This is a genomic window from Polaribacter porphyrae (genome assembly GCF_002954685.1).
Taxonomy (GTDB): domain Bacteria; phylum Bacteroidota; class Bacteroidia; order Flavobacteriales; family Flavobacteriaceae; genus Polaribacter; species Polaribacter porphyrae.
In genome coordinates this window covers 2,684,544-2,702,029 of record NZ_MSCN01000001.1, presented here as the reverse complement: position 1 = coordinate 2,702,029, position 17,486 = coordinate 2,684,544, and the positions used below count along the sequence as shown (strand labels likewise).

Annotated in this window: 20 protein-coding genes and 1 pseudogene; 19 read left to right on the top strand and 2 right to left on the bottom strand. The window is 28.8% G+C overall.

Annotation, left to right across the window (positions count from 1 at the left end):
- Positions 1–30 precede the first annotated feature (30 nt).
- The 5 genes and pseudogenes from BTO18_RS17875 to BTO18_RS18185 all read left to right on the top strand — a co-directional run.
- Positions 31–381, top strand: a complete 351-nt coding sequence (locus BTO18_RS17875) for a hypothetical protein (RefSeq protein WP_105016459.1) — start codon at positions 31–33, stop codon at positions 379–381.
- Positions 382–486: 105 nt separating this feature from the next.
- Positions 487–1,236, top strand: a complete 750-nt coding sequence (locus BTO18_RS12030; protein ID WP_105016458.1) for an aspartate/glutamate racemase family protein — start codon at positions 487–489, stop codon at positions 1,234–1,236.
- Positions 1,237–1,282: 46 nt separating this feature from the next.
- Complete coding sequence (locus BTO18_RS12025; RefSeq protein ID WP_105016457.1) at positions 1,283–2,371, top strand: sensor histidine kinase; 1,089 nt, start codon at positions 1,283–1,285, stop codon at positions 2,369–2,371.
- Positions 2,364–3,092, top strand: a complete 729-nt coding sequence (locus BTO18_RS12020; protein WP_105016456.1) for a LytR/AlgR family response regulator transcription factor — start codon at positions 2,364–2,366, stop codon at positions 3,090–3,092. The genes BTO18_RS12025 and BTO18_RS12020 overlap by 8 nt, the downstream gene beginning before the upstream one ends.
- 101 nt (positions 3,093–3,193) lie before the next feature.
- Positions 3,194–3,340: pseudogene (locus tag BTO18_RS18185) on the top strand (IS1 family transposase); the annotation flags it as partial.
- A 435-nt stretch (positions 3,341–3,775) separates the two neighbouring features.
- Here BTO18_RS18185 and BTO18_RS12010 read toward each other — a convergent pair.
- Together BTO18_RS12010 and BTO18_RS12005 are read right to left on the bottom strand one after the other, a co-directional pair.
- Positions 3,776–5,851 (bottom strand): M13 family metallopeptidase, encoded by a 2,076-nt coding sequence (locus BTO18_RS12010; protein ID WP_105016455.1) that lies wholly within the window; start codon positions 5,849–5,851, stop codon positions 3,776–3,778.
- Positions 5,852–5,916: 65 nt separating this feature from the next.
- The gene (locus tag BTO18_RS12005; RefSeq protein ID WP_105016454.1) at positions 5,917–8,076 is read right to left on the bottom strand and encodes a prolyl oligopeptidase family serine peptidase; all 2,160 of its coding nucleotides are present in this window, start codon (positions 8,074–8,076) and stop codon (positions 5,917–5,919) included.
- 110 nt (positions 8,077–8,186) lie between these two features.
- On the opposite strand from BTO18_RS12005, the gene trxA reads away from it, so the two are divergent.
- The 14 genes from trxA to BTO18_RS18045 all read left to right on the top strand — a co-directional run bounded on the left by trxA (position 8,187) and on the right by BTO18_RS18045 (position 17,409).
- Positions 8,187–8,609, top strand: coding sequence for a thioredoxin (trxA, locus tag BTO18_RS12000; protein ID WP_317197601.1), 423 nt, complete (start codon positions 8,187–8,189; stop codon positions 8,607–8,609).
- Positions 8,610–8,815: 206 nt separating this feature from the next.
- Complete coding sequence (locus BTO18_RS11995) at positions 8,816–9,154, top strand: PadR family transcriptional regulator (protein ID WP_105016452.1); 339 nt, start codon at positions 8,816–8,818, stop codon at positions 9,152–9,154.
- A gap of 1 nt (position 9,155) precedes the next feature.
- Positions 9,156–9,812, top strand: coding sequence for a hypothetical protein (locus BTO18_RS11990; RefSeq protein ID WP_105016451.1), 657 nt, complete (start codon positions 9,156–9,158; stop codon positions 9,810–9,812).
- A gap of 4 nt (positions 9,813–9,816) precedes the next feature.
- On the top strand, positions 9,817–9,978 hold the full coding sequence (locus tag BTO18_RS17675; RefSeq protein ID WP_170063268.1) for a hypothetical protein: 162 nt from the start codon (positions 9,817–9,819) through the stop codon (positions 9,976–9,978).
- Positions 9,979–10,001: 23 nt separating this feature from the next.
- Positions 10,002–10,463 carry a hypothetical protein gene (locus BTO18_RS11985; RefSeq protein WP_105016450.1) on the top strand — a complete coding sequence of 154 codons (462 nt, stop codon included), beginning with the start codon at positions 10,002–10,004 and terminating at the stop codon, positions 10,461–10,463.
- 2 nt (positions 10,464–10,465) lie between these two features.
- Entirely contained in the window at positions 10,466–11,140 is a 675-nt protein-coding gene (locus tag BTO18_RS11980; protein WP_105016449.1) for a hypothetical protein, read from the top strand.
- Positions 11,137–11,601, top strand: a complete 465-nt coding sequence (locus tag BTO18_RS11975; RefSeq protein ID WP_226789031.1) for a hypothetical protein — start codon at positions 11,137–11,139, stop codon at positions 11,599–11,601. Before BTO18_RS11980 ends, BTO18_RS11975 begins: the two co-directional genes overlap by 4 nt.
- A 5-nt stretch (positions 11,602–11,606) precedes the next feature.
- Positions 11,607–11,843, top strand: coding sequence for a hypothetical protein (locus BTO18_RS18050; protein WP_226789030.1), 237 nt, complete (start codon positions 11,607–11,609; stop codon positions 11,841–11,843).
- Between the two features lie 47 nt (positions 11,844–11,890).
- Positions 11,891–13,357 carry a DUF5687 family protein gene (locus tag BTO18_RS11970; protein WP_105016448.1) on the top strand — a complete coding sequence of 489 codons (1,467 nt, stop codon included), beginning with the start codon at positions 11,891–11,893 and terminating at the stop codon, positions 13,355–13,357.
- Between the two features lie 7 nt (positions 13,358–13,364).
- On the top strand, positions 13,365–14,060 hold the full coding sequence (locus BTO18_RS11965) for an ABC transporter ATP-binding protein (protein WP_105016447.1): 696 nt from the start codon (positions 13,365–13,367) through the stop codon (positions 14,058–14,060).
- A gap of 121 nt (positions 14,061–14,181) precedes the next feature.
- A complete protein-coding gene (porW, locus tag BTO18_RS11960) occupies positions 14,182–16,401 on the top strand; it encodes a type IX secretion system periplasmic lipoprotein PorW/SprE (RefSeq protein WP_105016446.1) in 2,220 nt (739 codons plus the stop codon).
- A gap of 34 nt (positions 16,402–16,435) precedes the next feature.
- Entirely contained in the window at positions 16,436–16,846 is a 411-nt protein-coding gene (locus tag BTO18_RS11955; RefSeq protein WP_105016445.1) for a bactofilin family protein, read from the top strand.
- Positions 16,773–17,027, top strand: a complete 255-nt coding sequence (locus BTO18_RS11950) for an AtpZ/AtpI family protein (protein WP_105016444.1) — start codon at positions 16,773–16,775, stop codon at positions 17,025–17,027. The genes BTO18_RS11955 and BTO18_RS11950 overlap by 74 nt, the downstream gene beginning before the upstream one ends.
- Positions 17,020–17,409, top strand: a complete 390-nt coding sequence (locus BTO18_RS18045; RefSeq protein ID WP_105016443.1) for a DUF6168 family protein — start codon at positions 17,020–17,022, stop codon at positions 17,407–17,409. Before BTO18_RS11950 ends, BTO18_RS18045 begins: the two co-directional genes overlap by 8 nt.
- Positions 17,410–17,486: the final 77 nt, after the last annotated feature.

The window sequence follows — 17,486 nt, the reverse complement described above, 5'->3', positions numbered from 1 at the left end:
CAGTTGAAAATGGAATAATAAAAGTAAAATATGGTGATAATTGAAAACATTAAAAAACAGAAGATTTTTAAAATGCTTTATATTTTTACAAAGCTAATAATGGGATTCGCATTTATAATATCTGGCATTAGAAAATTACCTGAAGTACAATTCACAATTTTATCAAGCACAGACAATCCAGTAGGAGCCTATTTTTATGCTATGGAGCAGACAGGATTTTACTGGAATTTCATTGGCTACTTCCAAATTTTGATTGGTATTTTAATATGGTTCAATAGGACAACAGTAGCTTCGGCTGTATTAATGATGCCTGTGACTATTAACATATTTCTAATATCGATTGCATTAAATATGAGAGGGACACCTGTTATAACAGTCTAATAGTTTTAGCAAATATATTTCTGTTATTATGGAATTATAGAAATTATAAAACAGTATTTCAGAAACCAATGACTTAAGAAAATTATTGTTCAAACATAATTAATAATGGTATCAAAAAAAATCGGTATTTGTGCGCATAGTTACGAAGGAGGCTCTTTATGTTTTATAACTGCTTGTAGAGAAGGTGCAAAATTAATGGGATCGCATATGCATCCAAATATTTTATTAAGTGCTATCCCTATGGGATTAAGCATGAATGCGTGGGAGCCTAACAGTTACTCGGAAATTGGCAAGTATTTAAAAAATGAAGTTAATCAAATAGCAAATGGTGGTGAAGATTACTTTCTGTGTCCAGATAATACTGCCCATATAGTTTTAGAACAAATAATTAGAGAACTTCCAATACCTGGGCTGCATATTGCTGAAGTTGTATGCCAAGAGATATTAAAAAACAAATGGAAGAACGTTGGACTTTTAGGAACTAAATGGACAATGAACGGAACTATATATGCAAATATCTTACAGAAAAAAAATATTGCTATTAATACACCAGATGAACCTACAAAACAAAAAATTAACGATTCCATATTTAACGAGCTGTGTCAGGGTGTTTTTAATACTAAAACGACTGAACTATTTATTGAAGCAATAAATGACTTAAAAAAGAGAGGTGCTGAATGTGTAATATTAGGATGCACAGAAATACCATTGATAATAAACACCAATAACTCACCCCTTCTTATTTTAGATTCAACCAGATTACATGCAAAATATGCTGTTAGATTAGCTTTAAGTGAAGTTCCAATACCAAAAAAAGGATGGGTAAGAGAATTTTACGAAAAAACACTGGAATAAAATGTAATTAAATGAATCCTGATTTTTTAAAAATAAATTTACTTTTTTGAATGCAATATTGGTACATAAAAGCCTAAATAAAAAGGCTTTCGGAATTTCTAGAATTGAATGTTTTGCTTTTGCTCTGTTTTATATAGTTAGCTCTCTAGTATACTATTTTACAATATGGATTACAAATCAAGCCTATACGAACTACTCAACTCCTTTCTGGAATTTTTCGAATTATATTTCATCAAGTGGAGTAGACTATTTATTAAAAATGTTATTTACTATTCCTATATGGGTACTCATATTCCGTATATTTCTAAATATTCCCTCTTCAAAGAAGATTCTTTTTCATTTAGTATTATTTCCATTATTTATCGTCAGTCATAAATTTTTATACTACAAAATATCTCAATATTTGGGGTGGGGTAGATTATCTGGCTTCTTAGAAATTTGGGATTACTACATCTCTAGCCTTTTTTACATACTTCAGTTTAGTTTTTTTCATGCATATGATTACTATCATCAAAATAATAAACAACTCTTATTAGCTTCAGATTTAAAAGAGAGCAAATTAAAAAGTGAGTTGTCTGCACTGAAAGCTCAATTAAATCCACATTTTTTATTCAATGTTTTTAATACGATTAACGCTTCTCTACCAAAGAATCAGGATAATACAAGATTACTGATTACAAAACTCGCTAGTTTATTTAGATACCAAACCAAAGCATCAAAAGAAGATTTTGTTCCACTCAAAGATGAGATTACATTTATAAAAGACTACTTAAGTTTAGAAAAAGAAAGATTTGGTGAACGATTAAGTGTTGAAATATCTGTTGATTATAAAATTGAAAATACATTGATTCCACCTATGCTAATACAACCAATAGTCGAAAATTCAATAAAGCATGGAATTTCTGATTTAATAGAAGGCGGTACTATTAGCATAAAAATTTCTAAAGAAAAAGACTTCATTAAGTTTGAAATTTCTGATACCGGTAAAGGTATTGAAAACAAGTCAAACATATTTGGCATTGGTGTTGGGTTAACAAACACAAAATTACGCCTAGAAAAAATGTATCAATCAGATCTGATAGTCGCAGATAATCATCCAAGAGGAACACTTATAAAATTTTCAATTAATGTATAATGTAGTAATTGTAGATGATGAAAAGTCTAGCAGACAATTAATTAGAGAATACCTAATTGATTATAATCAGTTCAATATTGTGGCAGAAGCTAAAAATGGTTTAGAAGCTGTCAAATTAATATCAGATTTTAAGCCAGATTTAGTGTTTTTAGATATTCAAATGCCTGGTTTGACAGGCTTTGAAGTTTTATCTAAATTAAATGAAATTCCACAAATTATCTTTTCCACAGCTTACGATCAATACGCACTAAAAGCATTCGATATACATGCACTAGATTACTTACTTAAACCTTACACAAAAGAACGGTTTGATAAAGCTTTACAGAGAGTTACAAATAATAATAATAGCAATAATATGCTAAATCTCATGAATAATATTACCTCAGAAAGTGATACTTTTTTAGAGCATATTTTAATCCAAAAGAATAACAAACTTGTATCTGTTGCAGTAAAAGAAATTACTTGGATTGAAGCCTATGGAGATTATTCAAAACTCTATTCTAATACAGAAATTTATGTAAGTAATTTAGGAATAACAACGTTACAAGCGAAACTCTTGCCATCATTATTTGTTAGAGTTCATCGATCTTCAATTATAAATATCACACAAATACTGGAGATAGAAAAACACGATAAAACCTATACCATAAGAATGAAAAATAAGGACATTGTTAGGGTTAGTAAAACTTATGTAAGTGAAATAAAAAGATTGATTTTTTAATAAGACAGTGTAGCAAGTATGAAAAAGCTTCTAACAATAATAATCCGTTCAATTCTTTTATTTAGTTGTAAAAAAGAAACAAAAAAAAATCATATCCCGGAAAACAATACAACACTAGAAAAGAGAATATTACAATTATCAAAAAGTATAATTTAACCTTACGAACTCATTTAGAAAGACTATCTAGAGAAACTATCTGTTTCAGAAAATACTTTGATGTGTTAGAAGCTCCTTCAAAGAAATATTAGTGGCTTTTAAGACTTTTACAACTTAGTTCGTAAGATAGTCTGATTATATTATGATTTTATGAATTTAGTAATGATAGATTAGTAAGTGGAATTTCTAAAATATTAGCTGTTATTGTTAAATCTATTTTCTAGGATTATTTTTTTTTCAAATTTTTCAACCTCTTTTCATTCATTTCATTTGAATTTTCCACAGCTAACAAAAAGCAGCAATCTTTAACAAAAAGAATAATTTCTTGATAACTATTTTAAATTGATGCTCAAACCTTTATGGTCTATATTGCTAAATAATAATATTCTTGAAAAAAAATTAACTGAAACTTCTGTAATACTACATAATATACTCTATAGTAATCTAATAGTTTTAGAACATATGGGACCACAAAAAAAGCATCAAAGTAAAACTTTGATGCTTTTTTTATTTCTTTGGTTAGTATATTACCAAATACGAACTCTTTCTTCTGGTTTTAAATACATTTTATCACCTTCTTTTACATTAAAAGCAGTGTAGAAAGCATCTACGTTTTTAAGAGGCATATATGCTCTGTACATTCCTGGAGAATGAGTATTTGTCATAATTAAGTTTTTTAAAGCTTCATCGCGCATTTTGGTTCTCCAAATGGTTCCCCATGAAAGGAAAAAACGTTGTTCTGGAGTATAACCATCAATTTTATCTGGTCTTCCATTTTTATCTAAAAAGATTTGCAAACCTTCGTAAGCAGCTTGCACACCACCTAAATCTCCAATATTTTCTCCTAAAGTATAAGCTCCATTCAAATGCATACTATCAATAGCAATAATATCAGAATATTGTTTTACCAATTTATCTCCAACAGTTTTAAATTCTTTTGAGTCCTCTTCTGTCCACCAGTTTTTTAAGTTTCCATCTCCATCAAAACGTGCTCCAGAATCATCAAAACTATGTGAAATTTCGTGACCAATTACTGCTCCAATTCCACCATAATTCACAGCTTCATCTGCTTTATAGTTGTAAAAAGGAGGTTGTAAAATAGCTGCTGGAAAAACGATTTCATTATTTACAGGATTAAAGTAAGCATTTACAGTTTGTGGAGACATACCCCATTCTGTTCTATCTACTTCTTTACCTAGTTTATCCATATTTTTATTATAGTTCCATTTTGATACATTTATAGCATTTTCAAAATAAGAACCACCATCTTTTAAACCTTTTACTTGCAATTCAGAATAGTCTTTCCAAACATCTGGATACGCAATTTTGACTGTTAATTTATGTAGTTTTTCTAAAGCTTTTTTCTTAGTAACTTCTGTCATCCAAGGCAATTGTGCAATTCTTTTTTCGAAGCCAAGCATTACATTGTCAATCATTTCTTCAGCTTTTTTCTTTGCTTCTGGTGGAAACATTTTCTCTACATATAATTTTCCTAAAGCTTCTCCAATTGCACCATTTAAGTTTCCTAAAGCACGCTCATCTCTAGCACGTTGCTTTTTTGCACCACGCATTTCTTTAGCATAAAATTCCCAGTTTGCAGTTTCTAAATCCGTAGAAAGTAAACTTAAAGAACTGTTGATTGTGTTCCAACGTAATAATAATTTGATGTCATCCACAGAACGCTTTTCAAAAACTTTGCTCATCGCCTTAAAATATCCAGGATCTGTTACAATAACTCTATCTAAATCTGCAACTCCAATACCTTCTAAATGTGCTTTCCAATCAATAGCAGGCGCTAATTTTGTAAGCTCTTCCACAGACATTGGATTGTACATTTTGCGAGTATCTCTTCTTTCTTCTTTAGTCATCATTGGTGCTGCTAAACTTTTCTCAAAAGCAACAATAGTAGCTGCATTTTTTTTTGCAGTTGCTACATCATCTCCAAATTCTTGAAACATTTTTGCTACAAATTCTTCATATTTTGCTAGTTTATCAGCCACTTTAGCATCCACATAATAGTCTCTAGACATTCCTAAACCTCCAGCACCTAAATATCCTGCATATTGGCTACTGTTTTTTAAATCGTTGTAAACACCAAAACCATAAAAACCTCCTCCTCCATAAGGAGCCATTTTTGTAATGTAGTTTTCTACATCTTTTTTAGTTATAATTTCATCAACTTTAGATAAATATGGCATTACAGGAGCTTTTCCTTGCTTATTTCTAGCAACAGTGTCCATAATCGTTTGATAATAGTTTACTGCTTTTTCTTGATCAGAATCAATTTCATTTCCTTGAGCATCTTTTACTTTTGGGAAATCTCTTTCTTCAATAGCTTGATTTAAAATTTCTAAAACATCAGCATCTGTTTTTTTACGCAATTGATTAAAACCACCCCAAGAAGTTTGATCATCAGGGATTTCGGTTTTATCTACCCAACTTCCATTTACGTGTCTAAAAAAATCATCCTGTGGTTTTACAGTTTTGTCCATATTTTCTAAAACGATTCCTGCAACCTTTTCTTCTGATTTTTCTTCCTTACAAGCCACAAGTGCAAGTGATGCTACTGCTGTTGTAAAAAATACTTTTTTAATTGTTTTCATTGTTCTTATTTGATTATTTACTTGAATTATTAATTAGTGACAATATTGAGATAATGTTACAACAATTAACTTTTTATTTTACTTTTTGGTGGATTTGGTAATTCATCAAAACCCATATTGAATAAGGTAAATCCAAAAATATCTGCATATTGCTCAATGGTTTTTGCAACAGGTGTTCCTGCTCCATGACCAGCATTGGTTTCAATTCTTATTAAAGTTGGATTGTCTCCAATTTGTTTATCTTGCAATTCAGCAGCAAATTTAAAGCTGTGCGCAGGCACAACTCTATCATCATGATCTCCTGTAGTTACTAAAGTTGCTGGATATTTTACTCCTTCTTTTACATTATGTACAGGACTATATTCTTTTAAATACTCAAACATTTCTTTACTGTCATTTGCTGTTCCATAATCGTAAGCCCAACCTGCACCTGCAGTAAATGTGTGGTAACGTAACATATCTAAAACCCCAACTGCTGGTAATGCTACTTTCATCAATTCTGGTCTTTGTGTCATTGTAGCTCCTACTAAAAGACCTCCATTAGAACCACCTCTAATTGCCAAATATTCTGATGAAGTATAGTTGTTTTCGATTAAATATTCTGCTGCTGCAATAAAATCATCAAAAACATTTTGCTTCTGCATTTGTGTTCCTGCATCATGCCATTTTTTTCCATATTCTCCTCCACCTCTCAAATTTGGCACAGCGTAAACACCACCTTGTTCCATCCAAACCGCATTTGAAATACTAAAAGAGGGTGTTAAACTGATATTAAAACCTCCATAACCATATAAAATTGTTGGGTTTTTCCCATTCAATTCTACTCCTTTTTTATGTGTGATAATCATTGGCACTTTTGTACCATCTTTTGAAGTATAAAAAACTTGTTTACTCGTAAAACTATTTTGATTAAAATCGATTGATGGTTTCCAATACGATTTATACTCGCCAGTTTTTGGATTGAATTTGTATAAAGAACCTGGAGTACTATAATTGGTAAAACTGAAATACAATTCCTCATCATCCGTTTTTCCACCAAATCCTCCTGCAGAACCAACTCCTGGTAATTTTACTTCTCTAACCAATTTCCCATCAAAATCATATTGTTTTACTTTTGAAACTGCATCAACCATATACGTTGCAAAGAAATAGCCTGCACCTGTTGATGGACTCAATACATTTTCTGTTTCTGGAATAAAATCTTTCCAATTTTCTGGAGTTGGATTTTTTACATCTACAGTAACCACTTTTTGATTTGGTGCATTTAAGTTGGTTTGTAAAAACAGTTTATCTCCTTTATTATCAACTACATAAGAATCGCTTTTTACATCATCTAAAATAGTAACTAACCTGCTGTTTGGTTTTGATAAATCTTTGATAAATAGTTTATTTCCTGATGTAGAAACTGAAGCTGTAATTACTAAAAATCGATTGTCTTCTGTTAAATAACCTCCTACATATCTGTGTTTTTCTGATGGAATTCCACCAAAAATAATTTTATCATTTTTCTGTGGTGTTCCTAATTTATGATAATACAATTTGTGTTGGTCTGTTTTTGCTGATAGCTCACTTCCTTTTGGCTTATCGTAAGAAGAATAGTAGAAACCCTCATTTTTGTACCAAGAAATTCCAGAGAATTTTACATCAACCAATGTATCTTCTTTAATGGTTTTAGCTTCAGCATCCATGACAATTATTTTTCTCCAATCAGAACCACCTTCTGAAATTGCGTAGGCCGCAGTTTTGCCATCTTTAGAAAAACTCAATGACCCTAATGAAGTTGTGCCATCATCAGAAAATGTATTTGGGTCTAAAAAAACTTCTGCATCATCATCGCCTTTTTTTCTGTACACCACATATTGATTCTGTAACCCATCGTTTTTATAGAAATATGTATAATCTCCTTCTATAAAAGGACGACCTACTTTTTCATAATTCCATAATTCTGATAAACGAGATTTTAGTTGTTCTCTATATGGAATTTTACTTAAATAATCGAAAGTAACTTCGTTTTCTGCTTTTACCCAAGCTTCTGTTTCTTTGCTTCTGTCATCTTCTAACCATCTGTAATTGTCTGTAACAGCAGTTCCAAAAATAGTATCAACAACTGGATTTTTTGTAGTTTCTGGGTATTTCAAATCTATTTTATTTTGTTTGATTTCTTCCTTGCAAGCGACTAAAATACTGCTTGCTATAAGAATTGTAATGATAAATTTAGTTTTCATCTTGTAGTTTGAATTTTGAATCCTTCAAAATTAGAAGTTATTTAACATATTATCAGTTATTTAACAATTTTTAACTTTTCAAAGTTAGTATTCATAGTGATATGTAATTTATCCTATATAAAAACGACTATTTCTACAGAATAACTAAAGAGTCTAATACAAATAGAATGACAGAAAACTTAACAAGAGAAACTTTTTTAGAAAAAGTTTTTAATTACACAAAAAATAAAGATTGGAAATTTGAAGGAAAAAGACCAGCATTAATCGATTTTTATGCAGATTGGTGTGGTCCATGCAAAATGTTAGCTCCTATTTTAGAACAACTTTCTAAAGAATATGGAGATAAAATTGACATTTATAAAATAGATACAGAAGCAGAACAAGAGTTGTCTGCAGCTTTTGGGATAAGAAGTATACCTTCTATGTTATTTTGTCCAACAGAAGGAGAACCCCAAATGGCAAATGGAGCCTTACCAAAAGCAGATTTAGAGCGTATTATTGCTGATGTTTTGAAGGTAAAAAAGCCATTTTAGTTTCCCAAAAGGTAAAACACTTGTAGAATAATACTCTTTAAAAATCCTAAAACTAAAATTTTAGGATTTTTTTATGAATCAAAATCTATACATAATTTTTATATGCATAAGAAAATTATGTATATTTGAATCGTATTTTGATGATTTTATAAAATCAGCCAAACAATTACACTTTTAAACAAATTTATAGTTACAAATCAATAAAAATGGGAAATCAGAAATTATATAAAGGCTCCTTACAAACTATTATTTTAAAACTATTAGAGAGTAATGATAAAATGTATGGTTATGAAATTACACAAAAAGTAAAAGAGTTAACTAAAGGAGAATTAAACATCACAGAAGGAGCTCTATACCCTGCATTACATAAACTAGAAGCTGATGGTTTGTTAGATGTTGAGGTTGCTAAAGTTGGGAATAGATTACGTAAGTATTACAAACTCACAGAGAACGGAACTAAAGAAACAGCAAACAAATTACTAGAAATGCAAGAGTTTTTAAAAACAATGCAACATTTGGTAAATCCTAAATTTAGTTTGGAGTAATATGGAAAAGAAATATGAAATAACAGAAAAGCAACAAGCTTTTTTAGAAGATTATATCAAAAGAAAAAAACGTTTTTCAAATCCAGAAGATTTAAATGAATTAATAGATCATTTAGTCACTGATTTTGAGCATACAGGAAATGGAAATATTTCTAAATATTTAGCTGATAACTCAAGTTTTATTTTCAACTTTCAAGGAAGTTCGAAAAATTTAGAAACTAGTATTCATTGGAAATATCAGAGAGAATTATGGCAGATTTTTTTACGATTTTTTTACAAATTGAAATATTTACCATATACATTTTTTACAATTTTTTGCCTGTATAACTTTTTTTTTCATTTGCACTTACAACCTAAAACTTTAGGGTTTATTATTATATCTATTTTAGTAATTCTTATGATAATAAGTTTTGTATTAACGTATCATAAAAGTAAAAGAATACGAAAATTAACCTCATTTAAACATTTGTTTAATGTGATGAGTTTGCCAAATTTAACATTATATGCATTTACTTCACTTGCTGACTTTTTTAAGGAAAATAAGTTATTATTTTTAATTTATGCATTAATAGCTTTTGGACTCTATATTTCTGGAATTTTGTTGATAAAAAATAAAAGGAAACAAATTTTAGAAAAGCATAAACACTTACTAAATTAATGTTATGGAAATTACAAAAGAGCAAATACAACAAGTAGAAAATTATCTTGATAAAAAAGGACTACATTATGTTGATGTTCGTCTAGAAATTTTAGATCATATTATTTTAGATATTGAGGCTGAAATGAATCAAGAAACAAATTTTAATGATGCCTTTTATCTGTAAAACAAAAAAAATGGAGCTTACAGTTGGTAGAAACTTCAAGTTTTTTATTTGGTGTTGGTTATATGGCTCCAAAAATAATTATTCAAAAAGCAAAAAAAATCTACGGTAAATATTATGTATTGCTCATGCTTTCTTATTTTTTGCCTTTCGTTCTTTTTACGAGTTTAGATTTTGTGATAAAAAATCCTACTGAAAGTAGCTATTTTTTATTTTTTAAAATTTTTATTATTGTATTATTGGCAGTATTTGTGTTTTTGTTTTTAAAAAAACCAAACAAGACAAAAACAACCTTTGGTTTTATTTTAAAGACACTTAACTTAGATGCTTTAATAGGTTTATTAGTTATTTTATTACTTTCAAGTAACCTAAAAGAACTAAATGGAATGACAGTTGGTATGTATTTCGCTTTTGTTTCATCTACTTTTATTTATTATCACTTTTACAGAAAACATTTAGCAACAATTGCAAAGTACAAAACCATTTAATTATGGAACTAACAAAAGAACAAATTCAACAAATAGAAAATCGATTGAAGAAAAGTGGTTTAACCTATTGGGATATTAGGGTTGAGATTTTAGATCATTTAGTTTCTGAAATTGAGGCAAAAATAGCTAAAGGAGAATCGTATAATAATGCTGTAGAAAATGCTTACTTCAAATTAAATTTAAATGGAAATTTAGAATCTCTAAATAAAAGGCGACTATTTGTTATTAATAAAATTGTGAGAAAACAATATTTTACTAAAATTTTAAAGTTACTCACAACTTTAAAATCATTATTTGCTATAGCTTCATTTGTATTTGCTTACTATTTAGTTTTTACAAATTCGAACTTACAAATTTTTAAAATTGTTACGTTTACCTTGATTAGCTGTCCAGTAATTTTAGGAGTTGTTTTATATCTAAAAGAATTTTATCAGAAAAATAGTTCAGGGTATCTTATATATGGAAGTTTTTATATCTTTTTTGCTATTCTTTTGCTTAATGTTGTCATTCAATTTATTAAACCAGATGGAATAATTCCTGTTTCAAAAGAAATACAATTATGGATTTGGTTTGTGGTTACTTGTATCAATTCCTTATCGAGTTTTGCTGGGTTTTTAGTTTATCTAAACTATAGTAAAAGGATAAAAGTAATAGAACTTAATTTGAAGTCATTATGAAACTAACATCAATTCAAATAAAAGCTTTATATAAATTTACAAAAAAACACTACGTATATCATTATGATGTACAAACAGAATTGGTAGATCATTTAGCCAATGATATTGAAGAAATCTGGGCAGAAAACTCAAAAATTTCTTTTGAACAAGCAAGAGATAAATCATTTAAAAAGTTTGGCATTTTTGGTTTTATGGATGTTATAGAAGCCAAACAAAAACAAATGAACAAGCGTTATTGGAAAATTATCTGGCGGTTTACAAAAGAATGGTTTACTCTGCCAAAAGCAATAACTACTACATTGGTTTTTTTAGGTTTTTATTTGCTATTTCAAATTCCGTTTTCAGAGTTTTTTATATTAAGTGCTTTATTTATTATTGCAATTTTTGAATGTATAAATGCTTATAAATTACGAAAACAAGAAAGGCTAAAGAAAAAAGCGAAGAGAAGATTTTTCTTTTAGAGGCTATGATTGATACAACTAAAAACGGTTTTACAGGTTTGGTTTTTATCAACATTTTCAACTTTTATAATTTAACAAGATTTGATATTACTTCTTTAGCAACTCATTGGCTCATATTAATTTGTTTGATTGTTACATTTTTGTGTATTCTTTTTTATGTTTCAAATTACGTTATTCCACAAAAAGCTACAGAATTATTGCAAGAAACCTATCCAGAATATAAATTAGTAAAAAATTTGTAACATTAATAGATAATTAACTACATATACACAACTAAACCAAGTAATTTATGATTTCACATTTTTTAAATTTAGAATGGAAACAATTTTTTCGTTCAGCTTCATTTAGTAAAAGTATAGGCGCAAAAATTCTTGTCGGCTTTTTTGGTTTATACTTTGCTGTTTGTTTTCTATTTATTGGAATAGGAGGTTTTTATATTATTAAAAAACAATTTCCAGATCAAGATCCACTAGTATTGGTTAATTCATTTTTAATGTACGCTATAGTTGGTGATTTGATTTTTAGATATATCATGCAGAAATTACCTGTAATGAATATTAAACCACTTTTAATTTTACCAATTCAAAAAAGTAAAATTGTACATTTTATTTTAGCAAAATCATCGCTCTCTTTTTTCAATATTATGGGTTTGTTTTTTTACATTCCTTTTTCAGTAGTTTTAATAAAAGAAGGCTATGACTTTGTAGGTGTTTTAGGTTGGTTAACTGCCATGATTTTACTTACGCAATCAGCTAATTTTTTCAATTTTTTAGTAAATAAAAATAATGCAGTTTTTGGGGGCTTATTAACCCTTTTAATTCTGGGGTATTTGGTACAACATTTCAATTGGTTCGATTTGCCAGGCTTTATTGGTCAAGGCTTTGATGCCATTTACCAAACTCCAATATTGGCGCTTATATTTTTGGTGGTTCTGATTGGTTTATATTTTACAAACTACACACAGCTACGAAACGAAATTTATTTAGATGCAATCATATCAGAAAAGACAAAAGAAGTAAATTCTGCAGATTTATCATTTGCAGACAGATTAGGAGATGTAGCACCTTTTATTAAGAATGATTTACGCTTAATGTGGAGAAATAAACGCACAAAATCAGGTATTTGGATGCTTGCAATAGGGTTGTTGTATGGTTTGTTTTTTTACCCAAACCCAGTTTATGCAGACATGGAATTTATGTATGTTTTGGTGGGAATTTTCTCTACAGGAACATTATTAATCAATTTTGGGCAATTTATTCCTGCTTGGGATAGCAGTTATTACAAAATGCTGATGAGTCAGAATTTTAAATACGAACGTTATTTAAAATCAAAATTTACAATTATGACAATAAGTGTTGTTGCTCTTTTTGTTCTAGGAATTCCTTATGTTTATTTTGGTTGGAAAGTATTGTTAGTTCACTTTGCTGCAATGATTTATAATATTGGTGTAAACTCTCATGTAATTATGTATGGAGGAACGTTTAACAGAAAAAAAATAAATTTAGATGAAAAGGCAGCTTTTAATTTTCAAGGTACAGGAGCAGTACAATGGATAATTGGTTTTCCTTTAATGTTATTACCAATGGCAATTTTTGGATTGATAAACTGGTTGGTAAGTTTTGAAATTGCAACATTAACATTAGCAATTTTAGGATTTATTGGTATAGCCTTACACAAAAAAATTATGGCTACTATCACAAAAAAATACATTGCAAATAAATATGTAATGATTCACGCATTTAATCAAGAAAATTAAAAATACAATGATACAAACTACGCAACTTTCAAAAAAATACGGAAAAGCAGAAGTATTAAATATAGAATCTTTAGAAATCCCAACAGGACAAAGTTTTGGTTTGGTAGGTAATAATGGTGCAGGTAAGACCACCTATTTTAATATCCTATTAGATTTAATAAGACCCACTACAGGAGCAATTGTAAATCATGATATACAAGTAAATACAAGTGAAGATTGGAAATCTTTCACAGGTTCTTTTATTGACGAATCATTTTTAATCGGGTATCTAACTCCAGATGAATATTTCGAGTTTATAGGTGATTTAAGAGGAATGAATAAAGCAGATGTAAAATCATTTTTAGGGCAATTTGATGAATTTTTTAATGATGAAATCATAGGGAAGAAAAAATATTTAAGAGATTTAAGTAAAGGAAATCAGAAAAAAGCAGGAATTGTAGCAGCAATGATGGGCAATCCACAAGTGGTAATTTTAGATGAACCATTTGCTAATTTAGATCCAACAACACAAATTAGATTAAAGAAAATCATTAAAGAACTTACAGAAAATAGAGAAATCACTGTTTTAATTTCTAGTCATGATTTAACACACGTAACAGAAGTTTGCGAAAGAATTGTGGTTTTAGATAAAGGAGTTGTTGTTAAAGACATAGAAACTTCAGCAGAAACTTTAAAAGAATTGGAAAGCTATTTTTCGGTTTAAAAGTACAGTTTTTATTTAATTACTATTTTTACACTCTTGTTTATACTATTTTCTATAGAAAATAGTTTTAAATAAGAGTTTTTAGTTTTGTAAAACAAATATTTAATTTAGATTTACCAGTGTGAAAATCACTTATAAGATACCTTTATTACTCACAATTTTTGGGTTCATATATGCATGTGGCCCCAAAAAAGACTCTATTATCAGGAGAAATTACCAAGCATTAACTACTAAATATAATGTATTATTTAATGGTAAGGAAGCTTTTAGAAAAGGTATAGAAAACATCAACACCAATTATAAAGATGATTGGTTTCAAAGATTGCCAATAGAACCTATTGTTTTTGAAGAGGATAAAATTGCTGTCCCAAAATTCAACTCTGGTCCTGGAGCAGGTTTTGGAGGAAATAATAATGATGACAAGAAAGAGCTCACTACTTTTGATAAAGCAGAAGAAAAAGCAGTAAAAGCCATACAAAAGCATGGTATGAACATTAATGGTATTGAACGTAATAGACAAATAGACAATGCTTATTTACTTTTAGGAAAATCACGTTATTATCAACAAAGGTTTATACCTGCAATAGAAGCTTTTAATTATGTTATTGCAAGTTATCCTGGTGCAGACTTAATTAATGAAACCAAAGTTTGGAGAGCTAAAGCTAACATCAGAAATGATAATGAAGAAAGGGCTATAGAGTCTATGAAACTTCTGCTTATTGTTAAAGATACTTTAGAGAGAGATTTGCCAGAGAAAATAAAAGAACAAGGTTACACAGCTTTAGCAATGGCATATATAAAGAGTGATAGTTTACAAAAAGCAAAAGAAAGCTTGAGTTTTGCAACTAGAACGCTTAAAAATAAGGAACAAGGAGCGAGAAATCTTTTTATTTTAGGGCAAATGTATGCAGCAGAAAATAAAAAAGATTCTGCAAGTATGGTGTTTAAAAAATTGATAGATTTTAAAAAAGCACCATATAAATATAAAATACACGCAAATATAGAGTTAGCAAAAAACTCGCCAAATGATTCAACATCAACTATAGTTTTAAAAACATTAGATAAGTTGATTAAAAATAGAGATAACAGACCTTATTTAGATGAGCTATATTATCAAAAAGCAGTTTTGTTACTAAAAAATGATAGTATTGATTTAGCTATTGAAAACTACAACAAGTCGTTAAGAGCAAAAAATGCAGGCGATAAACAAAAAACATTTACTTACGAAAAACTAGGAAACCTATCATTTAAAGACTCAAAATACATTAATGCAAGTGCTTATTATGATAGCGTAATGCAAATTTCTAAAGACAGTTTAGATTTAAGAATAAGACGTGTTAAAAGAAAGCATAAAAATTTAGCATCATTAATAAAATTTGAAGAAACTGTTACTGTAAATGATAGTATTATAAAAATTGCATCATTATCTAAAGAAGATCAAAAGCAGTTTTTTGAAGATTATATTAGCAAAATAAAAAAGGCAGATGAAGATGCTGCTCAATTACGATTAAATCAACTAGCATTTGGTAACTCTAATGCAGGTTTATTATCAGGAGGTAAAGGCAAATGGTATTTTTATAATGCACAATCGTTAAATTTTGGTAAAACTGAATTTCAAAAAGTTTGGGGAACTAGAAAATTAGAAGACAATTGGCGTTGGTCAGAAAAAGCTACAATTGGCAACAATACAAAAGATTCCGCAAAAGTATCTAAAGTGAATGTAAGGTATAATTTGGATACTTATTTAAGTGGAATACCAACAGAAAAAGAAGCAATAGATAGCCTAAAAACATCTAGAAACGATGCACTATATGAATTAGGGTTGATTTATAAAGAGCAGTTTAAAAATCTAAATTTAGCAAAGAAAAGGTTAGAAAGAGTTGCAAAATTGCAACCAAAAAAAGAACTTATCTTACCTATAAACTGGCATTTATATCAAATCTATACAACCCAACAAGATTTAGATAAAGCAAATACCTATAAAAATGTAATCTTAACTCAATATCCAGATACAAAATTTGCACAGGTAATTTTAAATCCTTCAAAAAAAATAAAAGAAGATGAAGTTAAGATTGATGAAGTTGAAACTACCTACAAAGAAATGTACTATTTGTATAAAGACAATAAATATGCAGAAGTTATTTCTTCTATAAATGAGTTTACACCAACAATAGTAAACTCTAATTTATTACCTAAATTCGAACTTCTAAAAGCCTATGCTATTGGAAAAAATGAAAATAAAGAAGCTTATGTAAAAGCTTTAGAGTATGTTTCTGTAAATTATGGAAGTACAGAAGAAGGTAAAAAAGCCAAAGCAATTTTAGGTAAACTAACAAATTAAATAAAGTAAGCAGTCTAGAAGAAAATCAACAAGAATGGAAAGAAATGTGATTGCAAAAAATACAACCATTGTAGGTGAAATAAAATCTGAAGGTGATTTTAGAATTGATGGCACTCTAGAAGGTGATTTAAAAACTAAAGGTAAAGTTATTATTGGTTCAGGAGGAACTGTAAAAGGGAATATTTATTCATCTACAGCAGATATTGAGGGCAGATTTGATGGTAAACTACAAGTAGAAAAAACATTAATTGTAAAAGCAATTGCAGATATTTCTGGAGAGGTCATAGTAGGTAAATTATCAATTGAGCCAGGAGCAACCTTTAATGCCTCTTGCGAAATGAAAGTTGTAAAAAAAGAAGTTGTACAAGTAGATGATAAAAAAGGAGAATCAAAAAGTAAACAAAACTCCAAAAAGCAAGAACAGCAAAAAAAAACCTTTAAATAAAGCCATTCAACTTTCTGGTGCAGGTTTGCAAATGGGGTTAACTATTTATCTGGGTTCTTTGTTGGGTAAATGGCTAGATACTCAGTTTCAAACATCATATTTAAAAGAAACAGTAACATTATTCGCCATCTTTTTAGCTATGTATTCATTAATAAAACAAGCCAATAAAATTAATGATTAAGCAACTTATTTTATATTCCGCTATTTTTTTACTGTTATATTTGGTAGGTTATCACATTCACAATAACTACCTGGTAAATAATACTATTAATTTTCCTTTTTCTATTAAGAAAGTATACCTATTTCATCTTGGTTTTTCACTCTTAATCTGTGTAAATTTTACATTACTTTCTACTGTTGATAAAATTTTTCAACAACTTGGTTTTATATATTTAGTAACATTAGTTCTTAAATTAGTGCTATTTTGCATAATCTTTTATAAATCAATAATTAATCAAGAAAATTTAGCATTAACAGCAAGAATTTCGCTTCTAATTCCTACAATTATTTTTTTATTAACAGAAGTGATTTTTGTAGCCAAAATTTTGAATAAAAAAGGATAAATAATAATTACTTAAAAAAGGTTTGTAGTTTTGAATTATTGATTTACTTTTGCACCGAATTTAGAAAGCGTATTTTT